The organism is Frigoribacterium sp. CG_9.8, assembly GCF_015751965.1.
Lineage (GTDB): Bacteria > Actinomycetota > Actinomycetes > Actinomycetales > Microbacteriaceae > Lacisediminihabitans.
On sequence record NZ_JADOVH010000001.1, the window covers coordinates 844,856 to 867,591 of the forward strand.

19 protein-coding genes and 2 pseudogenes are annotated in these 22,736 nt (G+C 64.3%); 10 read left to right on the forward strand and 11 right to left on the reverse strand.

The genetic code is table 11. The features are described from left to right. Nucleotides 1-21 precede the first annotated feature (21 nt). From IWX88_RS04220 to IWX88_RS04230, 3 genes are all read right to left on the reverse strand, one after another. On the reverse strand, nucleotides 22-192 hold the full coding sequence (locus tag IWX88_RS04220) for a hypothetical protein (protein ID WP_196827460.1): 171 nt from the start codon (nucleotides 190-192) through the stop codon (nucleotides 22-24). 96 nt (nucleotides 193-288) lie between these two features. Continuing rightward, nucleotides 289-1,092, reverse strand: a complete 804-nt coding sequence (locus tag IWX88_RS04225) for a cache domain-containing protein (RefSeq protein WP_196827462.1) — start codon at nucleotides 1,090-1,092, stop codon at nucleotides 289-291. 6 nt (nucleotides 1,093-1,098) lie between these two features. Beyond that, complete coding sequence (locus tag IWX88_RS04230) at nucleotides 1,099-1,851, reverse strand: FadR/GntR family transcriptional regulator (RefSeq protein WP_196827464.1); 753 nt, start codon at nucleotides 1,849-1,851, stop codon at nucleotides 1,099-1,101. 122 nt (nucleotides 1,852-1,973) lie between these two features. Between IWX88_RS04230 and IWX88_RS04235 the strand changes: the two genes are divergently transcribed. The 5 genes from IWX88_RS04235 to IWX88_RS04255 all read left to right on the forward strand — a co-directional run bounded on the left by IWX88_RS04235 (nucleotide 1,974) and on the right by IWX88_RS04255 (nucleotide 6,212). Beyond that, nucleotides 1,974-3,014: an ABC transporter ATP-binding protein gene (locus IWX88_RS04235; RefSeq protein WP_370568161.1), complete on the forward strand. Its 1,041-nt coding sequence runs from the start codon at nucleotides 1,974-1,976 to the stop codon at nucleotides 3,012-3,014. A 48-nt stretch (nucleotides 3,015-3,062) separates the two neighbouring features. Further along, the gene (locus IWX88_RS04240) at nucleotides 3,063-4,247 is read left to right on the forward strand and encodes an ABC transporter substrate-binding protein (protein WP_196827466.1); all 1,185 of its coding nucleotides are present in this window, start codon (nucleotides 3,063-3,065) and stop codon (nucleotides 4,245-4,247) included. A gap of 71 nt (nucleotides 4,248-4,318) precedes the next feature. Next, a complete protein-coding gene (locus IWX88_RS04245; protein WP_196827468.1) occupies nucleotides 4,319-5,218 on the forward strand; it encodes an ABC transporter permease in 900 nt (299 codons plus the stop codon). 10 nt (nucleotides 5,219-5,228) lie between these two features. After that, nucleotides 5,229-6,029 carry an ABC transporter permease gene (locus IWX88_RS04250; RefSeq protein ID WP_196827470.1) on the forward strand — a complete coding sequence of 267 codons (801 nt, stop codon included), beginning with the start codon at nucleotides 5,229-5,231 and terminating at the stop codon, nucleotides 6,027-6,029. 33 nt (nucleotides 6,030-6,062) lie between these two features. Further along, a complete protein-coding gene (locus IWX88_RS04255; protein WP_196827472.1) occupies nucleotides 6,063-6,212 on the forward strand; it encodes a hypothetical protein in 150 nt (49 codons plus the stop codon). Here IWX88_RS04255 and IWX88_RS04260 read toward each other — a convergent pair. From IWX88_RS04260 to IWX88_RS04285, 6 genes and pseudogenes are all read right to left on the reverse strand, one after another. Then, nucleotides 6,209-7,181, reverse strand: a pseudogene (locus IWX88_RS04260) (IS481 family transposase). The gene IWX88_RS04255 and the pseudogene IWX88_RS04260 overlap by 4 nt on opposite strands. Nucleotides 7,182-7,297: 116 nt before the next feature. Beyond that, nucleotides 7,298-8,805, reverse strand: a pseudogene (locus tag IWX88_RS04265) (alpha-glucosidase); the annotation flags it as partial. Nucleotides 8,806-8,818: 13 nt separating this feature from the next. Further along, complete coding sequence (locus tag IWX88_RS04270) at nucleotides 8,819-10,438, reverse strand: ABC transporter ATP-binding protein (protein ID WP_196827474.1); 1,620 nt, start codon at nucleotides 10,436-10,438, stop codon at nucleotides 8,819-8,821. Next, complete coding sequence (locus IWX88_RS04275) at nucleotides 10,435-11,232, reverse strand: ABC transporter permease (RefSeq protein ID WP_196827476.1); 798 nt, start codon at nucleotides 11,230-11,232, stop codon at nucleotides 10,435-10,437. Before IWX88_RS04275 ends, IWX88_RS04270 begins: the two co-directional genes overlap by 4 nt. Continuing rightward, nucleotides 11,229-12,179, reverse strand: a complete 951-nt coding sequence (locus IWX88_RS04280; protein ID WP_196827872.1) for an ABC transporter permease — start codon at nucleotides 12,177-12,179, stop codon at nucleotides 11,229-11,231. The genes IWX88_RS04275 and IWX88_RS04280 overlap by 4 nt, the downstream gene beginning before the upstream one ends. A gap of 23 nt (nucleotides 12,180-12,202) precedes the next feature. After that, nucleotides 12,203-13,912 (reverse strand): ABC transporter substrate-binding protein, encoded by a 1,710-nt coding sequence (locus IWX88_RS04285; protein WP_196827478.1) that lies wholly within the window; start codon nucleotides 13,910-13,912, stop codon nucleotides 12,203-12,205. On the opposite strand from IWX88_RS04285, the gene IWX88_RS04290 reads away from it, so the two are divergent. The 5 genes from IWX88_RS04290 (at nucleotide 13,903) to ndk (ending at nucleotide 20,428) form a co-directional block, all read left to right on the forward strand. Then, on the forward strand, nucleotides 13,903-14,544 hold the full coding sequence (locus tag IWX88_RS04290; protein ID WP_196827480.1) for a TetR/AcrR family transcriptional regulator: 642 nt from the start codon (nucleotides 13,903-13,905) through the stop codon (nucleotides 14,542-14,544). The two genes, IWX88_RS04285 and IWX88_RS04290, sit on opposite strands and share 10 nt — an antisense overlap. 314 nt (nucleotides 14,545-14,858) lie before the next feature. After that, entirely contained in the window at nucleotides 14,859-18,176 is a 3,318-nt protein-coding gene (gene ileS, locus IWX88_RS04295) for an isoleucine--tRNA ligase (RefSeq protein WP_196827482.1), read from the forward strand. Further along, on the forward strand, nucleotides 18,169-19,596 hold the full coding sequence (locus tag IWX88_RS04300) for a folylpolyglutamate synthase/dihydrofolate synthase family protein (RefSeq protein ID WP_196827484.1): 1,428 nt from the start codon (nucleotides 18,169-18,171) through the stop codon (nucleotides 19,594-19,596). Before ileS ends, IWX88_RS04300 begins: the two co-directional genes overlap by 8 nt. Further along, a complete protein-coding gene (locus tag IWX88_RS04305) occupies nucleotides 19,593-20,003 on the forward strand; it encodes a DUF4233 domain-containing protein (RefSeq protein WP_196827486.1) in 411 nt (136 codons plus the stop codon). Before IWX88_RS04300 ends, IWX88_RS04305 begins: the two co-directional genes overlap by 4 nt. Before the next feature lie 8 nt (nucleotides 20,004-20,011). Beyond that, a complete protein-coding gene (gene ndk / locus IWX88_RS04310) occupies nucleotides 20,012-20,428 on the forward strand; it encodes a nucleoside-diphosphate kinase (protein WP_196827488.1) in 417 nt (138 codons plus the stop codon). A gap of 138 nt (nucleotides 20,429-20,566) precedes the next feature. On the opposite strand, the gene IWX88_RS04315 is transcribed toward ndk, so the two are convergent. Then, complete coding sequence (locus IWX88_RS04315; protein ID WP_196827491.1) at nucleotides 20,567-21,454, reverse strand: thioredoxin domain-containing protein; 888 nt, start codon at nucleotides 21,452-21,454, stop codon at nucleotides 20,567-20,569. A gap of 138 nt (nucleotides 21,455-21,592) precedes the next feature. Then, nucleotides 21,593-22,588: a vitamin K epoxide reductase family protein gene (locus tag IWX88_RS13770; protein ID WP_231368758.1), complete on the reverse strand. Its 996-nt coding sequence runs from the start codon at nucleotides 22,586-22,588 to the stop codon at nucleotides 21,593-21,595. Nucleotides 22,589-22,736 lie beyond the last annotated feature (148 nt).

The following is a 22,736-nucleotide window of genomic DNA, read 5'->3' on the forward strand; positions in this document are numbered from 1 at the left end:
GGGCGTGGCCGCGGCAACGAATCAGACCACCAGCCGGCTCGGCAGCAACTCCGTGAGGGCGAGACTCCTACTCGGCATCGGTCGAAGAATTTGCCAGCCGTAGTTGTGCACGAGCATGTGAGGGAACGGGCACAGCAGGATCCCGTCCGGCTGGGCGGCGGCGTCCGCGCCCACCGGCAGCCCAGCTGCCACGAAACGCTCTCCCGCCTCGCGGGGACAGCAGTTTGTGACGGGCGAGCGGCGGCATCCGCGCGCGCCTCCTCCACTCCGCCGAAACTGCGCTTCGCTTCAGTTCTCCAGCACGAGCGCGAGGCTCGTTCCGGGGCATTCCAGCACCAACTCGCCCCCTGGTAGCGGTGAGTGAGGGGCTTCGCTGTTCGTCGAGGCGCTCCAGCTGTGCAGCTGTTCGCTCAGACCGGCGATCCGCAGGATCGACCCCGGCGCGCGGTGCGGGTCGCTTGAGGCGACCACCCGTCCGGTTGCGTTGACGACCGTTGCCGCGCATCCGATGCCGTACAGGTGCGGCAGCAGCAGCGACTCGATGTTCTTGACGTAGCTGTCCACACCCACCATGCCGATCAGCGCGGCCGAGGAGTAGACCGGCATCGTCACAGTGAGGGTGTAATCGTCTGTGCAGAGGTAGTCGACGTATGGTCCGGTGATGTGCGGGGAGCCAGTGCGCTCGGGAACGCGCCACCACTCGAGGTTCGTGTAGTCGCGGAACTGGTCGGACGTCGGGTCGGTGACGGTCGCGAGACGCCGGGTGGGTGCCGTGGCGCCGGGTTCGAGCCTGAGGGTGTTCTGTTCTCCCAACCACCAGGCCAGGTGCCAGTACGAGTCTGGCAGATAGCCGGGGGTCGCCACGAAACCTGCCCCGATGATGGCGGTCGGCCGCTCGGAGAGGGCGGGCAGTACGAGCGACTCGACCAGCGCATCGAGCGTGATGCGGGTCGGTGGGTGTGCCTCAACCGCCACGAGGAGCTCATCACGCCAGGCGGAGACTCGACCGAGGATCGCGGTGAACACCTCGGAGACGGCCGTGATGCAGGCGGCGGCGGGGGCATCCCGTGCGAGACGCGTGAGTTCAGTCATGGGAAGCTACCGGCCTCTTTCCAACTCGCACTTCGCTTCGATCAGCCAGTCGACCGTCGCGGTGATGTGCTCTGTAGTCAATCGTCGTGCGGCCTCGCCGTCGACATTCCCGATGGCCTGCACGATCTGCAGGTGGGCACTCCTGCTCGCCGAGCGGCAGGCATCATCCTGCGTGCTCAGCCACAGGATCGGCCCGATCTCAGCCTGAAACCGCATCTCTTCGCGAACCAAGCGCGCGGAGAGGCTGAGCGCGGCCAATTCCAGATGGAAGTTCATCTCACTGCGCCGCGTCGAACCCTCCTCGGTAAAGTCAGTGATGCCCACGATGCGCCGCAGGTTCTCCACGTCGTCGATGGACGCATGCTCGGCAGCCTGCTCGGCGGCACCCGCACCGATCACGCTGTAGTACGCACCGATGTCGCGCAGATCGACACTGGATGTCTCGAGGATGCGCGCATCCGCGAGTGGTGCCCTGCCCGCCTGATGTCCGATGACGAAGCTGCCGCCGCCCCTGCCCCGCACGGTTTTGATCAGACCCTTGTCACGCAGGGATTCGAGAGCTTCACGGGCAGTCACGGTGGCGACGCCGAGACTCTGCGCGAGGTCGGCCTCGCGCGGAAGACGCTCGCCGTGCGCGAGAACGCCGAGCACGATGGCATCGGTCAGCCTCTTCTCGACCAGTCCGGCACGGCCGGAACCCCCGAGGGGGGCGAAGACGGCACCTCTCGTGAGGGCCGACGGGCGAATCAACCGTGGCATTGCACCTACCGCTCTCGCGAAGACTTGTTATCCGACTGTAATAGCGGCAAGGATAGCGGCAGTTTGCCTAAGACGTCTGTTTCCATATGATTTAGCTAGCGATCGATCAGAGGAGACCCTTCGTGCAGCAAGAACCGATCGCGGTGCCCGCAATCCGGCTCACCGGTCTGACCAAATCCTTCGGTTCGGTCAACGCCGTCGACGGTGTGGATCTCGATATTGCCGAGGGGGAGTTCTTCTCCATGCTCGGTCCATCCGGCTCGGGCAAGACCACGGTGCTGCGGCTCATTGCCGGGTTCGAGCAGCCCACTGCCGGCACCGTGCAGCTTCGAGGTCGCGATGTCACGGGCACTGCGCCATTCGATCGCGACGTCAATACCGTCTTTCAGGACTACGCCCTGTTTCCCCACATGACCGTGCTCGAGAACGTGGCCTACGGCTTACGCGTGCGTGGGGTCAAGAAAGCCGAGCGCATCGCACGCGCCCAGGAGTCGCTGGATGCTGTGCGCCTGTCGAGCTACGGAGCCCGCAAACCCAGCGAGCTTTCCGGCGGTCAACGCCAGCGGGTCGCGCTGGCCAGGGCGACCGTCGTCAAACCGAAGGTGCTTCTGCTTGACGAGCCGCTCGGGGCGCTTGACCTGAAACTGCGCGAGCAGATGCAGGTGGAGCTGAAGGAGCTGCAGCGCTCGCTCGGCATCACCTTCATCTTCGTCACCCACGACCAGGAGGAAGCGCTCACGCTGAGTGACCGAATCGCCGTGTTCAACAACGGCAAGGTCGTGCAGCTCGGCACGCCGACCGAAATCTACGAACGGCCGACGACATCCTTTGTCGCATCATTCGTCGGAACCTCCAACATCTTCGACGAGACCCTGTCGAAGAGCCTGCTCGGACGCGGCGGCACCAACTCGGTGCGACCGGAACGGATCGCGCTTCGTGGGACTCCCACCGCCGCAACGAGTTCGGCACCGGGAACGATCGCCGAACTGATTTACGTCGGAACGAGCACCCGCATCGTCGTCGACCTCGATGCCGGAAAAAGAATCATCGTGCTGGAGCAGAACTCCGCGAGCGATGACGCCACAGCACCGAGTGATCGCAGGGGCGAACGGGTGCACGCGGAATGGGCGAGCGCCGCCATCACCCCCCTTGATCTGCCGTAACACCCACCGCACACCAAACGATCGGAGACAGACGTTATGAAACCCCACATGGCACACCGGCGATCGGGGGTTACGGTCGCTCTCACGATTGCGGCCGTCGCCGCCCTCGCCCTCACCGCCTGCGGCACGACAGCGGGCACCACCTCCTCGAGCGACCTCAAGCAGGCGACGAAGCTCGGTGCCAGCGAGAAGACCGTGTCGATTCTGGCCTGGCCCGGCTATGTCGAAGACGGCAGCAACGACCCGGCGGTCAACTGGGTCAAGTCCTTCGAGGATCAGACCGGATGCGCGGTCTCGAGCAAGGTCTACGGCACCTCTGACGAGGCCTTCAGCCTCATGAAGAGTGGCAACTACGACGTAGTGGCGGCCTCCGGTGACCTGACCCTGCGCCTGATCGCCTCCCGTCAGGTCGCGCCGGTCAATACCGACCTGATCCCGAGCTACAAGGACATCTACAGCTTCCTGAAGCTCAAGGCCTGGAACAGCGTCGATGGCCAGTCGTACGGAATCCCGCACGGCTACGGCGCAAATCTGCTCGCATACAACACGAAGACCTTCCCCACAGCCCCCACCTCGTGGGATGTCGTCTTCGACAAGTCCTCGCCGTACAAGGGCAAGGTCACGGCCTACGATTCGCCCATCTACATTGCGGATGCCGCCATGTACCTGATGACGCACGACAAGGCCCTCGGCATCAAGAACCCGTATTCGCTCGATGCCAAGCAGCTCGCGGCATCCGTCTCCCTGCTCAGGGAGCAGCGCGCGAACGTCGGCGAGTACTGGTCGGACTACCTCAAGTCGACCCAGTCCTTCGAGACGGGCGACTCGGTCGTCGGCACCACCTGGCAGGTCATCAAGAACTCGATGGCGGCAGACACCGCCGTGGATGTCATGGTGCCGAGCGAAGGGGTGACCGGATGGTCGGACACCTGGATGGTCGGGGCGAAGGCGAAGAGCCCGAACTGTGCCTACAAGTGGCTCGACTACATCGCCAGCCCGAAGGTCAACGCGCAGGCTACGGAATACTTCGGTGAAGCGCCGTCGAGCTCCCAGGCGTGTGACTTCACCGCGGACAAGAACACCTGCGCGACCTACCACGCCGGTGACGAGGACTATGCGTCGAAGATCTGGTATTGGACCACGCCGATCGCGAAGTGTCTCGACGGTCGCACCGACGTCACATGCACGGACTACTCGCAGTGGACCACCGCCTGGCAGGAAATCAAGGGCTAACAGTCCCGCGGGTCGGCCGCCGGCAGGTGCGGCGGCCGACCTTCCACTAGCTACGAATCGTCTGGAGAGACATGACCACGCAGAGCGAAACTCGAGTGCGGGATGGCGCGGGTCACCGGGCCTCGGTCTTTCTGTATTCCCACGTTCGGGTGCGTCTTGCGTTGCTGATCTCCGCGCCGTTGTTCTGGCTCGGCCTGGTCTATATCGCCGCCCTGGTCGCTCTTCTCGTCACAGCGTTCTGGACGGTCGACAGCTTCACCGGTGAGGTACGCACGGACTGGACCTTCGACAACATCATCACCGTACTCACCGGATCGCTCTACCAGTCCGTCACGCTGCGCACGCTGGGCATGGCGGTGCTGGTCACCATCGCGGACATCGTCATCGCGCTGCCCATCGCCTTCTTCATGGCGAAGGTGGCGTCGGCCAAGTGGCAACGCATCCTCGTGATCGCGATCCTCATGCCCCTCTGGGCAAGCTACCTGGTCAAGGCATATGCCTGGCGGTCCGTGTTGTCGAACGACGGCATCTTCCAGTGGATCGTGCAGCCTTTCGGCGGCACGACTCCCGGCTACGGCATCCCCGGGGCGGTCATCACCCTCGCCTACCTCTGGCTGCCCTACGTGATCCTGCCGATCTATGCGGGGCTCGAGAGGGTTCCCGATTCGTTGCTCGAGGCATCCAGCGATCTTGGTGCCGGTACCTGGCGAACGCTCCGCTCGATCGTGCTGCCGCTTCTCTGGCCGGCCATCGTCGCCGGATCGATCTTCAGCTTCTCGCTGACCCTCGGCGACTACATCACCATCAACATCGTGGGCGGAGCGAACCAGATGCTCGGCAACCTCGTCTACACCAACGTCGGCGCGGCCAACAACCTCCCGCTCGCCTCGGCGATTGCGCTCATCCCCATCGCGATCATCTTCGTCTACCTCGCCGCGGTGCGTCGCACCGGAGCCCTGAACAGCCTGTGAGGGGTGCGCCATGAGAGTGAGCAGGACCAGCCGCACCGTGCTCGGCACGATCACCGGGATCATCCTCGCCACGATCTATCTGCCGCTGATCGTGGTGCTGATCAACTCGTTCAGCACGAGCAAGAGTCTCACCTGGCCACCGCCCGGCTTCACCTTCGCCTGGTGGGGCAAGGCGTTCCAGAGCGCGGGTGCGCTCGGCGCGATCCTCACCAGCGTGCAGGTGGCCGTTGTCGCCACGATCGTCTCGCTCGTGCTCGGCACCCTCATCTCGCTGGCACTTCAGCGCTACACGTTCTTCGGCAGGGATACCGTGAGCCTGCTGGTCATCCTGCCGATAGCCCTACCGGGCATCATCACGGGCATCGCGCTCAACAACGCCTTCCGCACCATCCTGGGCATTCAGCTCTCGATCCTCACCGTAATCATCGCCCATGTCACCTTCTGCATCGTCACGGTCTTCAACAACGTGATCGCGCGCCTTCGGAGGATGGGCACGAGTCTCGAGGAGGCATCGGCAGACCTCGGTGGCGGACTCTGGACCACCTTCCGGCTGGTCACCTTTCCGCAGCTGCGATCGGCTCTGCTCGCCGGTGGACTGCTCGCCTTCGCGCTGAGCTTCGATGAGATCATCGTGACGACCTTCACCGCTGGCACGGGAGTCACGACCCTGCCGATCTGGATTCTCAACAACCTGTTCCGCCCGAACCAAGCGCCGATCGTGAACGTCATCGCCGTAGTACTCGTGCTGGTCTCGATCATCCCCATCTACGTCGCCCAGCGCATCGCCGGGTCGGACGTTGTGCAGAAGTAATTCTGCGTGCATCGACCACACATCCGAGCGTGCATGTCACCCCTGCCGAGCCACGCGCACTTCCCGCGGCCGCAGCGCGCCCGCAACTTCCGCTACCTCGCCGTAGTCGCCGCTGACCAGGTCGCCCGCGACAGACGGCGGTTGTTCGAGGGTGCCAGCAGAGAAGTTGCCCACGACGACTAGCTGTACTGCCTAGGCGGGTTAGTTAACCGGCTGATGGGTGGGTGGCCTCCGATTGCGGTGTGGGGCCTGTGGTGATTGTGTTCGTGGAGCCATGCTGGAAGTGCGTTGCGGCGTGCTGATTCGCTGTTGTATTGCCGTTTGAAGGCCCAGCCTTCGCCGAGGGTGCGGTGGAAGCGTTCGATCTTCCCGTTGGTCTGCGGCCGGTAGGGGCGGGTTCTCTTCGCCCGGATGTTCAGCTCGGCGCAGGCGTCCCGCCAGGCGTGGGACTTTCAGGCGGAGCCGTTGTCGGAGAGCACCCGTTCGATAGTGATGCCGCGCGCGGCGAACCAGGACACCGCCCGGAGCAGCACCCCGATCGCGGTGGATCTCGGCATAGGCGACGCAGGAGTGGTCGTCGATGACGGTGTGCACGAATGCTTTCCCGATCAGCGGTTTCCGGTGTTTACTCCGAGGCACTCCCGGAGTCGCCGCTCGGTTCCGGTTGCCCTGCTGCCGGCCGACGAAACGGTGTCCGCCGCCGTCGGGTATGTTGCCGAACTTCGTCACATCGACATGGATCATCGCACCGGGTTTGTCGTGCTCGTAACGCCGGGAGACCTCGCCGGTGCGTTTGTCAACATGGTGGAGACGGTTCAGCCGCAGCCGTACCAAGACCGCGTGGACGGTCGAGGCCGGCATGTCGAGCTTCCAGCCGATGCCGACCGGTCCCAGGCGCTGTTTCCAGCGCAGATGCCCGATCCTGCGCACCAGCTCCGGCGCGGTCCGGTTCGGACTGCGATGCGGGCGCGAGGACCGGTCCTCCATCCCCACCGCGCCCATCGCCGCATAACGGTCGGCCCACCGCTTCGCGGTCGGCCACGACACGTTGAACTGGTGGGCGGCATCGGCGACCGCCCATCCATCGTCAATGATCAAACGCGCGATCCGAAGACGGTGACGTGGAGTCAAAGCAGCATTAGCGTCGGACATGAGGGTCTCCTGGTCGAAGCGGTTGTCTAAGCAACTTCCACCTTCAACCGGAGGCCCTCACCCCGTCAGCAACGACTACAGCGAGTCGTCACATCGATTCAACCAACGTCCCTGGGCAGTACAGCTAGCGTCTCGCCACCGAGCGAACGCGTGAAGGCGTAGAGGGTCGGATGCTCCGGCTCGAGCATTACAAAGTCGCCGAGCGACACGACCGATGATCCGTGCCGCAGGACGATGAGTCGGCGGTAGAACTCGAAGATCGAGCGGGAGCCCGAGGCCCGATCCGTCGCGACGTTGATGGCGGCGTGGTTCGGCGTGATGGCGAGCCAGGGTGTTCCGGTCGTGAAGCCGGCCCCGGGGGTCGCATCCCACGGCACCGGCGTGCGCGCGTTGTCGCGGCTGCGGAATGCGAGGGACTCCAATAGTGTAGCGGGGGATGCTCCGGCCGCGACCTCCTCGTCGAAGTAGTTCAGCGACTCGATGTCCCGGTACTGCTCAATAGTCGTGAAGCCGGCATCCGTCATGCCGATCTCGTCGCCCTGGTAGATGTGGGGCGTGCCGCGGTGCAGGTGCAGGATCGCGGCGAGCAGCGTCGCGGACTCGTACCGGAACTGCCTGTCGTCACCGAAACGGGAGACCGAACGCGGCTGGTCGTGGTTGCTGAAGTAGAGGCTGTTCCAGCCGGCCGCGGCAAGCCCGGTTTGCCAGCGACCGAGCGAACGCTTGAGGTCCGCGAGCTGGAGCGGCCCGTTGTCGAACTTGGTGCGCGGGCCGTGGTCGAGGCCGACATGCTCGAACTGGAATATCATGTCGAGCTCGAGCCGGTCGGAGCTCGTGAACCGGATGGCGTCATCCACCGTGGCTCCGGGTGTCTCACCCACCGTGATGAGGTCTGCTTCCCGCCCGGCGAAGACCTCGCGGTTCATCTCCTGCAGGTAGTCGTGCAGATGGTCTCCCATCACGAAGCTGGGGCTGTCGCCGACGAGGTCGGACTGCACCTTCGCGATGAGGTTGATCACGTCCATGCGGAAGCCATCGACGCCGCGGTCGAGCCACCAGTTCGTCATCGACTACACAGCGGCTCGCACCTCCGGGTTCTCCCAGTTGAGATCGGGCTGCTTCACCGCGAAGAGATGCAGGTAGTACTGTCCGGTTGCCGCGTCGAGTTGCCAGGCCGGCCCGCCGAACAGGCTGCGCCAGAGATTGGGCTCGCGACCATCCACGCCGTCCCGCCAGACATACCAGTCGCGCTTCGGGCTCGCGAGTGAGCTGCGCGATTCAGAGAACCAGGCATGCTCATCGCTCGTGTGATTCACGACGAGGTCCATCACGATCTTGATGCCGCGGGCGTGCGCCTCGGCGAGCAGCTGGTCGAACTCCTCGAGCGATCCGAGGAGTGGGTCGATGTCCTGGTGGTCGCTTAGTCATAGCCGTTGTCGGCCTGCGGTGAGCGACAGATGGGGGAGAGCCACACGACATCCACCGCGAGCTCGTGCAGGTAGTCCAGCTTGCCGCGGATGCCACCGAGGTCGCCGATGCCGTCACCGGTGGAGTCGGCGAAGCTGCGCGGGTAGATCTGGTACACGACGGCGGAGGTCCACCAGGCGGGAGTTTCGATACTCATCCGATGAAGTCTTTCACGGCAGCCGCGGCGTCGCCGCGATCAGCCCCTTCGTGTAGTCGTGCTGCGGCGCTCCGAAGACTGCTCCCGTCGGGCCCGATTCGACCACACGGCCGTCGCGCATCACGAGCACATCGTCGCTCATGTGGCGCACGACACCGAGGTCGTGGGAGATGAACAGATAGCTGAGTCCGAGGGAGCGCTGCAGGTCGTCGAGGAGGTCGAGCACCTGCGCTTGCACGGAGACATCGAGGCTCGACACCGGTTCGTCGCAGACCAAAATGTCGGGGCGCGGCGCGATGGCACGCGCGATCGCGACACGCTGCTGCTGGCCGCCGGAGAGATACCGCGGGCGGCGAGCAGCCAGCTCGGGGGTGAGGCCGACCGATTCCAGGAGCGCCGGCACTGCGGCCGAGCCGCCGAGGGCATCCGCAAGAATCCGCCGGACGCTCCAGCGCGGATCGAAGGAACTGAGGGCATCCTGGTAGATCGCCCCGATGCGCGGGCGGCGTGCTCGTCGGGCGGACTCTGGCACGCCGGTCCACGGCTCGCCGAGGAGGGTCACGTCTCCCGAATCCGGTCGCTCGAGAGCAAGCACGAGCCGGGCGAGTGTGGTCTTGCCCGAGCCGGATTCGCCCACGATTCCGAGGGTGCGACCGCGGTGCAGGGAGAAGCTCACGTCGTCGACGGCCAGGAGGGAGCCGTATCGCTTGCAGAGTCCATCGGCGGAGAGCACCTCGTACTGATCGAACGAAGCGGGATCGAACGAAGCGGGCTCAGTCGAAGCGGGCTCGACCGAATGGGGCTTCATCACAACGGACTCGACGGGCACCGCCGCCGCTGGGCGATTCGTCAGCCGCTCAAAGCGAGCTCGTCCGATCGGCACTGCCGCAATCAGGCTGGCGGTGTACGGATGCTGCGGATCCGTCAGCACCTCCTCGGTAGGGCCGCTCTCCACCACGCGACCCCCGCTCATCACGAGCAGGTGCGAAGCCAGCCGGCTGACCACCGCCAGATCGTGGCTGATCAGCAGGATCGCTGCGCCCTCAGCCCTCAGCCGTTCGAGCAGATCCAGGATGCCGGCCTGCACCGTCGTGTCGAGGGCGGTGGTCGGCTCGTCGGCGATCAGCAACCGGGGCTGCATCGCGATTGCCGATGCGATGACAGCACGTTGACGAAGCCCGCCGGAGAGTTCATCCGGGCGCTGGGATGCCCGCAGTGCGGGGTTCGGGACTCCCACCTGAGTGAGCAGCTCGAGCACGCGCGCCTGTCTCTCTGCGGCGGTGAGCGAGCCGTGCAGTCGAAGCGGGTCGGCGATCTCCCGTGCGACCGGCCGCAGCGGATCGAGGGCGACGAGGGCCCCCTGGGAGATGAAGCCGATGTCGCGGCCGCGCAGGCGTTGCAGCTGGCGCGGGGAGGCATCCGCGATGTTGATGGTGTCGAATCGCAGTTGAGAGGCTGTAACGGTGCCGCCGGTGAGACCGAGCAACGCACGTGCGGTGACACTCTTGCCCGACCCGGATTCCCCGACGATCGCGACGCACTGCCCAGGCTCGATATCGAACGAGACGTCGGAGACGACGGGTGCCGCGCCGAAGTCGACGGCGAGGTCACGCACGCTCACGAGGGCAGTCACGAGTCGCGATTCCGTTCCTGCAGTCCCCGTCCAACCAGTGTGGATGCCACCGCGCTGATCATGATGAACAGGCCGGGGAAGAAAGTCATCCACCAGAAGGAGGCGAGATAGGTGCGCCCGGCCGAGAGCATCGCGCCCCACTCGGCGGCGGGCGGTACCGCTCCCAACCCGAGGTAACTGAGGGAGGAGGCCCAGACGATCGACTGGCCGATGCCGAGGGTCACCAGCACGAAGAGCGACCCGGCCACGTTCGGCAGCAGATGTCGCCAGAGGCGAAACCACCAGCCCCGCCCGAGCACTGCTGCCGCCTCGAGATACGGCGCACGCCGCACCACGAGAACCCGGCTGCGGATGATGCGGGCATATCCGGGAGCGGTAGCGAGCCCGACGGCGATAGTCGACGTGATGACCCCTGGCCCGTAGACGACGATGAACAGCAGCGCGAGAAGCAGCCCGGGGAAGGCGAACAGCACCTCGAGAAACCGAGTCGTGCCGAAGTCGAGCCAGCGCGGCCCGAGTCCGGCGAGCAGGCCGAAGACCAGCGCGAGACCGATGCCGATCGCAGTGGCGGAGACGCCGATGAGCAGGGATGCTCCGGTGCCGTGGATGACGCGGGTGTAGATGTCGCGGCCGGATTCATCGGTACCGAATAAGTGGTCAAACGACGGTGCACGAAAACTCTGGGTGGGGTTGATGGCCAGCGGATCGGCGGGTGCGAGCAGCCCTGGAGCGAGGGCCGCAATCAGCAGAAAAATAAGTGCCGTAACTCCGATCCAGGCCAGCAGGCGCTTCATGAAGCACGCAGCCGGGGGTCCACGAGACGATCGGCGAGATCAGTCAGGGTGGTGACAAGCATGTAGCCGAGTGCAACAACGAGCACGACGCCAAGCACGAGCGGAACATCCCGCTGCTGCACGGCGGTCAGCAGGCTGCGGCCGAGGCCCGGCCGGGCGAAAATCGTCTCGACCACGACGGCCCCACTGATGAGCGAGCCGAAAGCCCAGCCGGCCAGTCCGATGGCGGGAATCGCCGCATGGCGCAGAGCATGACGCCAGAACACACCGCCGGATCCTTCACCCCTGGTCCGGGCGGCGAGCACGAAGGGTGATGCTATCGCGTCGAGGATCGATTCGCGCATCACCTGCGCGAGGAATCCGGAGAGTGGGAGCGCGAGAGTGAGTATCGGGAGCACGAGTCCGATCGGGCCTGGCACGCTCACCGGAGGGAGCCAGCCCAGGGTCGTGGAGAACAGCAGGATGAGGCTGATCGCCAGCCAGAAGTGCGGCACAGCCGCCGCGATAACTTCGAGTAGCCAGCTGACTCCGGATGCTACTCGCCCGCCCTGCGCGCTCCAGGCCGCCAGCGCGAGCGCGATCGCCGCCGCGACGATCAACGACACCACCGCAAGTAGGAGAGTGCCGCCGAGATTCTCGCCGACGACGGCAAGCACGGGCTGTTTGAGCGCGTAGGAGGTGCCGAGATCGCCGCGCAGCATCCGCCCCAGATAGTGCAGATATTGCACGAACAGCGGCTGGTCGAGACCGTAGTCGGCACGTGCTTGGGCAAGGGCCGCCGCGCTTGCCTGAGAACCGGGGCCACCCAGGATCGCCTCGGCGGGATCCCCGGGAATGAGTCTGATCGCGAAGAAGGTGACCGTCGCTACCGCCCAGAGCACGAAGGCCACACCCCCGAGACGAAGCAGCGCCCAGGGTGCCCAGCTACGCCGTACCGGGTGTCGCACTCTGCCGGATGGGGGTGCCGCGCTTACCGGGAGAGCCACGAGTCGTACATCGTGGGGGTCGACACCGTCGGCATCGCCCGCAGGCCCTTCACGACGGAGCGGTGAAGGTAGTGGTTCTGCTGGTCGTAGAGCGGCAGAATGTAGAAGCCTTCCAGCACGATCTTCTGGGCCTTCTTGTAGAGGGACAAACGCTCCGCAGCATCCGACAAGGTTGCGGCTTTCTCAAGAAGTGCGTCGAGTGCCGGATCCTTCACCTGGGAATGGTTAGCGAAGTAACCGCTCGGCGCGGGCTTCGTGCCGGCGGAGTCGAACAGGGTGCGCAGCACGTCTGGCCCGACCTTCGTGTACGGAGCGCTTACCAGGTTGTACAGGTTCTTGCCGAGGGCGCCGTACCAGCTCGACAGGTCGAGTGGCTTGAGGTCGACCTTGAAACCGGCCTGCTTCGAGGTGGCCTGCAACTGCTCGAACAGCGACTGCTCGGCCGGGATCGACTGGTTGGTGCTCACCGGGAAGGAGAGCTCGAGCACGGCGCCGTTCTTGGTGCGGTATCCATCGGCATTCTTCGTCGACCAGCCCGCCTCATCGAGAAGCTTCGCTGCGGCCTTCTGGTCGTAGGTGAACAGTGAGGGTTCGGAGATTCCCGACTTCTCCACGCTCGACAGTGCCGAGTAGGAGCGCTTCGCAGTACCGAAGAACAGGGTGGTGACTGCGTCGTTCACGTTCGCCGAGCGGATGAACGCCTCGCGCACCCGCACATCGTCGAAGGGTGCGATACTCGAGTTCAATTCGATGCGATTGGATGCCCCGGGCCGCGGTGCGTCGAGAGTGACGAGATCCGCGCTTCCCTTCGCCGCGACGAGCGTGTCGGGCTGCACGTTATCGATGACATCGACAGTGCCGGCCTGCAGCGCCGCGTACCGCGAGGCGGAGTCGGGCAGGAAGCGCCAGTCGATCGCCTTCAGGTAGGCGGGCCCCGAGTGGGTGGCATCCGCCGGGGGAGAGCTGTAGCTGTCATTACGCACCAGACTCACTGACTGCTGGCGCGTCCACTTGGTCACGATGAATGGTCCGGTGCCCACTGGTGACTCACAATTCACGGCTTGGCTGCGCTTCAGTGCGGTGGCGGATTCGATCGCGAGCCAGGGCTGGGAGAGCGAGTCGAGCAGAGCACTGTCTGGTGTCGAGAGGGTAAAGCGCGCGACATCCGCTGACGGCGCGGTCACCCCGGTGACCTTCTGCAGGGCGAGATAGCCGGTCGAGGATGTGGTGGCCGGATCCTGCACGTGCGCAACATTCGCCGCGATCGTCTCGGGGGTGAGGGCTGTGCCGTCGGTGAACTTCACATCCTTCTTGAGTGTGAAGTCCCAACTCAGGCCGTCGGGCGCCTCAGACCACTTAGTCGCGAGCCAGGGGATGATTTCGCCTGCAGTGTTTTTGGAGACGAGGGATTCGAGGTACTGGCTAGCGATCAGCGCCTGCGGGTAATTACCTCCGACGTGCGGATCGAGACAGGTGGGCTCGGCATCGCCGGTGGCGTAGACGAGGGTGCCGCCCGACACCGGTTTCGTGCCCGTCGGCGCGGTCGCGGCGGTGCATCCGGCGGCCACCAGTGCGACTGCAAGAATGGAAACGACGGGGGAAACAACACGTTTCACGACGGAGGACTCCTTCGGTTCTATTATTGGGCTCAGTACAATATTACGACGGTTCGGAGGAACAGCTCGTGCCAGCATCGCAGAACGCTGTCGGCCGGCCGCGCAGATCATCTCGCGCTGTCATTGAAGATGCGGCGGCGGAGCTGTTTCTTGAAAACACCTACGCGCTCACCACGATCGAGCAGATCACTCAGCGCGCCGGTGTGAGCCGCAACACATTCTTCAACTACTTCACCGCCAAGAGCGACGTTCTGTGGGTGGAGTTGGATGCTGCGATCGACCGGCTCGCTGTCGAGCTTCGGGCGATCCCGAACGGTCGGTCGGCGCTCGCCGAGATGCGCGCTGCGACCTTGCGAGTCGTGTCGCAGATCGGGGTGGATCGGGTACCGCTTGCGCTTACCCAGGTCGACGTGATGGGAACAGCGGAGGAGACGCGAGTTTCCGGTCTTGCGCGGCTCGCCCGCCGTTCAGACCTGATCGCGGACTTCCTCGCACGGCAGCTGTCGCGACGGTGTGACGATCTGCTCGTGCTCAGTGCGGCGAACGCGCTTTCCGGCGCTATTTCGGTGGCTTGGACGGTCTGGGCACTGGATGGCATCGGGCGCCGGCCGCTCGCGGAGTACATGTCCGAAGCCTTCGACGTCGTCTCGACCGGCCTATCGTCCGCGCTGGGTGCGGCGGCGGAGAGTCTCGCGCCGTTGCCGGAGTAGCGAGTTGCCGGAGTAGCGCGGCCAGCGGGGGTGCTTCGCGAGACTGCCGGGAACAATCCCAGCTCATCACGGTTGTCGGCCCGCAGCGTCGGATATCATTATGCCTAGCGACACCGATCCGGCCATCACCGGGGAGTCTTCGGAAGAGCGGCATCCGACCACGGTCGGCTGCCGGGTAGAACCGAACGGGGCTGGCCCGTCAACGCCAACGAATAAGCGGTCGCCCTGTACCGGGCGGCAAGCGGGGTGGTACCGCGCGATCCGTTTTTTGAAGATCGCGTCCTCGTCCAGTTGAACCTGCGACCTGGAGAGACATGACCTACCCCCTGACTGATGGCCAAAGTGCTGAAGACACTGCCCTCACCGCATCGCCGGATTTCCCGGCGATCGAAACCGGCATCCTCGCCTTCTGGAAACGGGATGACACCTTCCAGGCCTCGATCGACCAGCGCGAAGGCTGCCAGGAATGGGTCTTCTACGACGGCCCTCCCTTCGCCAACGGGCTTCCGCACTACGGCCATCTGCTCACGGGGTATGCCAAGGACCTCTTCCCGCGCTACCAGACCATGCGCGGCAGGCTCGTGCATCGTCGATTCGGCTGGGACACCCATGGGCTTCCGGCCGAACTCGAGGCGATGCGCCAGCTCGGTATCACCGAGAAGCGTCAGATCGAAGAGATGGGGATCGCCACCTTCAACGAGAAGGCGCGCGAATCGGTGCTCGAATACACCCGCGAGTGGGAGGACTATGTCACCCGCCAGGCCCGCTGGGTCGACTTCGAGAACGACTATAAAACGCTCGACATCACCTTCATGGAGTCGGTGATCTGGGCTTTCAAGCAGTTGTACGACAAGGGACTGGCCTACGAGGGCTTCCGCGTGCTGCCCTATTGCTGGCATGACGAGACACCGCTCTCCAATCATGAGCTTCGCATGGATGACGACGTCTACCGCATGCGGCAGGACCAGTCCGTGACCGTCACCTTCCCACTCGACGGACCCAAGGCGGAAGCCCTGGGACTGACCGGCGTCAAGGCGCTGGCCTGGACGACGACACCGTGGACACTACCGACCAACCTCGCGCTGGCCGTCGGCCCCGCCATCCGCTATGCCGTTGTTGCAAGCGGTCCGCTCGGGGCATCCGATGGCTCGGCCGAGGGGGTGGCCGAGTTTCTGCTCGCGGCCGATACGGTCGCCGCCTACGCAAAAGACCTGGGCTATTTATCGGCCGATGCCGCCGTCGAAGCAATCAGTCGCACGATGCTCGGCGCAGAACTCGGCGGGGTCACCTACGACCGCATCTGGGACTACTACGCGGATGTCGAGGCCTGGGGTACCGGCAACGCCTGGCAGATTCTCGTTGCCGAGTATGTCGCCACCGGCGAGGGTACCGGAATCGTGCACCAGGCGCCCGCCTACGGTGAAGACGACCAGATCACCTGTGCCGCCGCCGACATACCGGTCATCATCTCCGTCGATGACGGGGGCAAGTTCCTGGCTCAGATCGCGGATGTCGCGGGGCTTCAGGTCTTCGACGCCAACAAGACGCTCGTGCAAATGCTGCGCGCTGAAGGCCGCTTGCTGCGGGTGGCGAGCTACGAACACAGCTATCCGCACTGCTGGCGCTGCAAGAATCCGCTCATCTACAAGGCGGTGTCGAGCTGGTTCGTGAGCGTGACAAAGTTTCGTGACCGTATGGTCGAGCTCAACGATCAGATCAACTGGGTACCCGACAACGTGAAAGACGGCCAGTTCGGCAAGTGGCTCTCAAACGCCCGGGACTGGTCGATCTCGCGCAACCGCTATTGGGGCTCGCCGATCCCGATCTGGAAGAGCGACGACCCGGAGTATCCGCGTGTCGACGTCTATGGATCGCTCGACGAGCTGGAGGCCGACTTCGGCGTGCGTCCGACGGACCTGCACCGCCCGTTCATCGACGACCTCACCAGGCCGAACCCCGACGACCCCACCGGTCGCTCGACGATGCGGCGCATTGACGACGTGCTCGACGTCTGGTTCGATTCCGGATCGATGCCGTTCGCGCAGGTTCACTATCCCTTTGAAAATGGCGAGTTCTTCGAGCAGCACAATCCGGCGGACTTCATCGTCGAATACATCGGCCAGACCCGCGGCTGGTTCTACATGCTGCACGTGCTGTCGACGGCGCTGTTCGACCGTCCGGCGTTCCGCAACGTGATCAGTCACGGCATCGTGCTGGGCAGCGACGGCCAGAAGATGTCGAAATCGCTGCGCAACTATCCGGATGTCTCCGAAGTCTTCGATCGGGATGGCGCGGATGCGATGCGCTGGTACCTGATGTCGTCCTCGGTCATCCGGGGTGGCAACCTCGTGGTCACGGAGGAGGGGATCCGTGAGGGAGTGCGCCAGCTCATGCTGCCGCTCTGGAACAGCTATTACTTCTTCACGCTGTATGCGAATGCCGCCGGGCCCGAGAACAACAAGGGGTACACCGCTACCCTGCGCACTGACTCGACCGACGTTCTCGACCGTTACCTGCTCGCCAAGACCCGCGAGGTGATCGGCGAGGTCACCCTGCACTTCGACAATCTGGACAGCCCACTTGCGGCGAATGCCCTGCGCGATTTCGGGGATGTACTCACCAATTGGTACGTGCGTCGCAGCCGTGGGCGTTTCTGGAGCGGTGACAGTGCCGACGCCTTCGACACCCTGTATACGGTGCTCGAAACGCTCACCAGACTCGCGGCACCGCTGTTGCCACTCGTCTCCGAAAAGGTCTGGAGGGGACTCACCGGCGGCCGCAGCGTGCACCTCACCGACTGGCCGGATCCTGCATCATTCCCCCAGGACACCGCGCTGGTCGCCGCGATGGATCGAGTTCGCGAGATCGCATCGTGTGGGCTCGGGCTTCGAAAAGCCACCGGGCTTCGGGTGCGACTTCCCCTCGCGGAGCTCACCGTGGTCGCCGAGAACTCGGACGAACTTCGTGCGTTCTTCGACATCCTGCGCGACGAACTCAACGTGAAGGCCGTGGCGGTGCGCGAACTCGGGGATAAAAGCCTCATTGAATTCGGCATCCAACGCAAGCTCACGGTCAACTCCCGCGCGGCCGGACCCCGCATCGGCAAGCAGGTGCAGCAGGTGATCCAGGCGGCCAAGGCCGGCGACTGGCAGGTGAGCGGCGAGAACGTGATCGTTGGCGGTATCGAACTGCTTCCCACCGAGTTCGAGCTGCAGCCGCAGGCCGCGGATGACGCGCAGGCGATCACCTTCCTGCCCGGCGGCGGTTTCGTACTGCTCGACACGGTGACCACCTGGGAGCTCGAGGCCGAGGGTCTTGCGAGGGACCTCATCCGCGCCGTGCAGGACACTCGAAAAGCTGCCGGCTTCCAGGTGAGCGACCGCATCGATCTCACGCTTTACTTCGAGTCGTCATCGGAGAAAGCTGGTGTCGAGCCCTTCGAAGACACCATCGCCGAAGAGACTCTCGCGCTGGAAATCACCGCGGTCGAGACCGGCGGCGCTGTGGAGGCGTACGCAGCGCTCCACGGGCGTGCCGGTGCATTCCGCTCCCTGATCACAGCCGGACAGTATGCAAATAGCGGCGACGTGCTCGTCGAAGTAACCATCCATGGAGCAGCAATCAATGTCTAATACCCCCACACCCGACAGCAACGACCGGGACCGCAATGAGCCTCTCACCGATGATCCGGAGCTCGGCGATGATGCACTCTTCCAGAAGGATGCCGACCGCGTCTACCGGGAGCTGCTCGCGCGCATCGGCGAGGGGCATCCACAACCGCGTCTGTCCGCAACCCGGCGGGTCGTCGAGCTTCTCGGCGATCCGCAGCGCTCGTACCCGATCATCCATGTGACCGGCACCAACGGCAAGACCTCCACGAGCCGCATCACCGAGAGCATCCTGCGCGCGTACGGCCTGCGTACCGGATTGTTCACCAGCCCGCATCTGGTGCGGGTCAACGAGCGGATCCTCATCGACGGAGAGCCGATCAGCAATGAGGCCTTCGTCGCGAACTATCGCGATATCAAGCCGTACCTCGACATGGTCGATGCCGAACTCCGCGCCGCTGGTGACGCTCCGCTGGCCTTCTTCGAGGCTTTCACCGCTCTCGCCTACGCGTGCTTTGCTGACGCCCCGGTGGATGTTGCAGTGATCGAGGTCGGACTCGGCGGCGAGTGGGACGCCACCAATGTGGGTGACGGCCAGGTTGCCGTGTTCACGCCGATCTCGCTCGACCACACCGCGCGCCTCGGTAACACCGTCGCGCTCATCGCCGCCACCAAGGCCGGCATCATCAAGCCCGCTGCCGCGGTCGTGACCGCCAGCCAGCCGCTGACCTCCCTCGCGGAACTCGAGCGAGCGAGCGAGCTGATGGAGGCGAGCCTTGCCGTGCAGGGCGCAGCCTTCGAGCTGCTCTCGAACACCGTTGCTGTTGGCGGCCAAGTGCTCTCCGTGCGCGGACTCGCCGGCACCTACACCGACCTCTTTCTTCCCCTTTTCGGAGACCATCAGGCGCAGAATGCGGCCGTGGCGATCGCTGCCGTCGAGTCGTTCCTCGGTGGAGGGGAGCAGATGCTGGTGGGCGACGTGCTCTCCGAGGGCATCGCAACGGCGACCTCTCCCGGACGCCTTCAGGTCATCGGCATTGAGCCGACCGTGATCATCGATGCCGCGCATAATCCCGATGGAGCCCAGTCGCTCGCGGCTGCACTCGGGAGTTATTTCACCTTCGACGAGGTCGCTGTAGTTCTCGGAGTGCTCGACGACAAGGATGCCCGCGGTATTGTGGCAGCCCTCGCCCCGGTCACCGAGGTCATGCTTGTCACCGCCTCGAGTTCCGAGCGGGCCGTTGCCGTGGATGACCTCGCCGAGCTCGTGCGCGAAGTGGCTCCCACAATCTCGGTCGATGAATACGACACGCCAAGCGAAGCGATCGCTGCCGCCCGCGCCTGGGCGCAGAAGGCACCCCGTCGTGGCGTCGTCATCACCGGGTCGATCACACTCATCGGCGACGCTCTCGTAATCGCGGCGGCGGAAGGGTGGAAACGATGACCGGGTCGGATGCGGCGCAAAACCCCCACATGCGCGTGCGGCGCGTGCGCTCCGCCAGCGAATCACTGCTCTCGATCGCCCTGCTGCTTGAGACCGTGCTGGTCTTTTTCGTCGTGATGGTGGCATTCGGCCTCCGGGTGCTTCCGATCCCGGTGGTTTTCGGTGGGGGAGCGGCGCTTGCCGTGCTCCTGATCCTCGCCGGTCGACTCGCCGGCAGGCCGGTGGGGGTCTGGATCGGCTGGGTGCTTCAGGTCGCGCTCATTGCCCTCGGCATCCTGCTGCCCCTGATGTACTTCATCGGGGCGATCTTCGCTGCGATCTGGATCTACTGCTTCGTCACCGGCCTCCGCCTCGATCGTCGCAAGGCCGCATACCTGCTCGATAATCCCCCGTCACCCAACAATTAGGATCCCCAATGAGCACCGAAGAAACTCTCGTTCTCGTCAAGCCGGATGGCGTATCCCGCAACCTCACCGGCGAGATCCTGTGCAGAATCGAAGCGAAGGGCTATCAGCTCGTCGACGTGAAGCTCGTGCAGGCCAGCCGCGAACTGTTAGCCCAGCACTATGAGGAGCATCTCGGAAAGCCGTTCTATGAGCCGCTCGTCGAGTTCATGGAGAGTGGCCCGATCGTCGCTTTCCGGATCGCGGGAGAGCGAGTCATCGAGGGCTTCCGGTCGCTAGCCGGCACGACAGACCCCACCACGGCCGCTCCAGGTACCATCCGCGGTGACCTCGGGCGGGACTGGGGGCTTCGCGTGCAGCAAAATGTCGTGCATGGCTCAGACTCGCCCGAATCCGCCGCGCGCGAACTCGCTCTCTGGTTCGACTGACTGACCCGCCTCGGCCCCAGCTGAGGTGTCAATTTCGCATGCGTCCGGGCATCCGGAGCCTGCGAAGTTGACCCCTGACGGGGCTTGGGGATGGGGCTTGGGGACGGGGCTCGGCGAATGCGGGAGTGACCCGTTTCGTCAGTTGCTGGGCGACGGTGACGGAGTGGCGGTGCCTGCCGCGGTGCTGACGAACTGCAGGAAGTCGCCAGAGCCATCCCACCGCTTGCCGTTGACAATCACAGTCGGGGTCGAGAATCCACCCGCGGCAGCGTTGACCAGTGCGGTGTTCGCGGTGGTCACCTGAGTTGCGGTGCCGATCCAGTCTGTGAACTGCTCGGTGTTGATGCAGTTGGTGACCGCAGAATCGGTGACGCCGGCGTTGGTGACGAGCGCTTTGATCTGCGTATCGGTGAGCCCCGAAGTTCCTTCGGTGGGCTGCTTGTCGTAGAACTCTTTCTGAGTGTCAAGAAACTTCGCCGGTTGGTAATTGGCAACACAGGCAGCCGCGTTTGCCGCACGGGTGGCATATCGGCTCGTGCCGTAGTTGCGGTCGAGAATCGAGATGGGGTGCACCTCAAGAGTCGCCGATCCGCTTGCGACCAGCTGCTGGATCTGGCTTGCGTAGGTCGCCTCGAAGGTCTTGCAGGCGGGGCATGCCCAGTCCACGTAAGTGACGATGTGCACAAGCCCATCTGAGGTGTTGGTCTGTGTCGCCTTCGGCTTTCCGTCTGCTGCAGCCGCCGCAGTAGTCGTCGCGGTGGCCACCCCGCCCTGCCCGGTGAAGAGGATGCCACTACTCGCCATATTCCTCGGGCCGGGGGCACCCGGCGTTGCGGGCTGCACCACGATCGCCACCACTACTGCGATGACTGCCAGGATGGCGATGCCGATCCCGCCCTGGAGAAATATTTTGTTGCGGCGCTGGCGTTTTTTCTCGGCCTCACGTTCGAGGCGAGCCGTCTCGCGGGCGGCCTCCCGCCGATCCTTCTTGCCTTGAGAGGAGGGCGAGGTACCGGATGCAGCCATGTTTTGCTAACCAACATTCTGTGAGATGGATGAACTGTGAGATGGATGAACTGGGCGATGGAGGGAAATCTCAGCAGCCAGACCGTGGTGAGGCCGGGGTGCAGTGCGCGTGGAGTGGGGTGTTCCCGGAAGAAAACATCACAGGCGGTGGATCACGTCGAGCTGCACTTGTGCGATCGCCGCGACGATGACGTAACTCACGAGAGTGATCAGCGGAACGTAGCCATATGCCGTGTTCGCCACGGAACGAAGGCGCGCAGAAACAGGGATATGTCCGCTCTTCAGGTTGTAGAGGGTGATCAGCCAGAACGAGGGGATCACCACCGACCAGGTTGCCATGCACCACGGGCAGAGCGTACCAAGACCGAAGATGCTCTCGGTGATGAGAAAGATTACGAAGGCGAGGGCGAGGGTGATGCCTACATTGATGGCGATCCAGAACCAGCGGGCAAAGCTCACCCCGCTGATGATGAGCACCGCGATCATGAAGAGTGCTGACCATCCGCCGATCCCAAGAACCGGGTTGGGAAAGCCAAAGAGCGAGCCCTGCCACGAGGCGAGATTTTTACTGCACTGCACAAGAACACTGACATTGCAGGATGGCGCGACGTCGGGCTCTGTGAACGTGCCGACCTTATCGACGGTGAGGCGGAAAGCCGAGAAGAACCCGGCGACTGACGCCACCGCGAGAAAAATTCCGAGCTCGAGCGGCCGCCCATCGCGTCGCAGCCGGGTCACGGTCAACGCGAGCACGAGCACCATGAGCACGAGTTGCACCACGAGCGCCACGGTGATGGCGAGCTGGGCGACAACAGCGAGGTAGGCAGCCCAGAGCTGGAAAACCACAGCCACCGCAGAGATTGTTGCGAGCGCGCGCCACCAAGCGGGGGAGATCAGGGCACCGGCGAGTTGGGCGGCTCCCACCGTGAGCACGAGAACGAACAGCGCCATCGAGAAAGCCGATGACGGATAGCCGAGCTCATTGTCGGCCCCGACCAACTTAGGGATACCGTTGGCGGCCTTGAGGCCGGCGAAAGCAATGGCCGTGCTGGCGAAGGACACGACCACGCCGACTGCACCAACGATGGTGAGGGCGAAAATGCCACCCCGGGAGCGGGCTTCCGATGAGCTCATGGACACCTTGAGGATTATTGCATGAGCCAAATGTGGCGGAACTGGCAAGGCATGCGATAATTTGGGGGTGTCATGCGAGCCGCGCTCGATATGATGCCAGAGAATGCTTACCGGGCACTGTGCGACGCAACCTGAGGGTTACCGAATA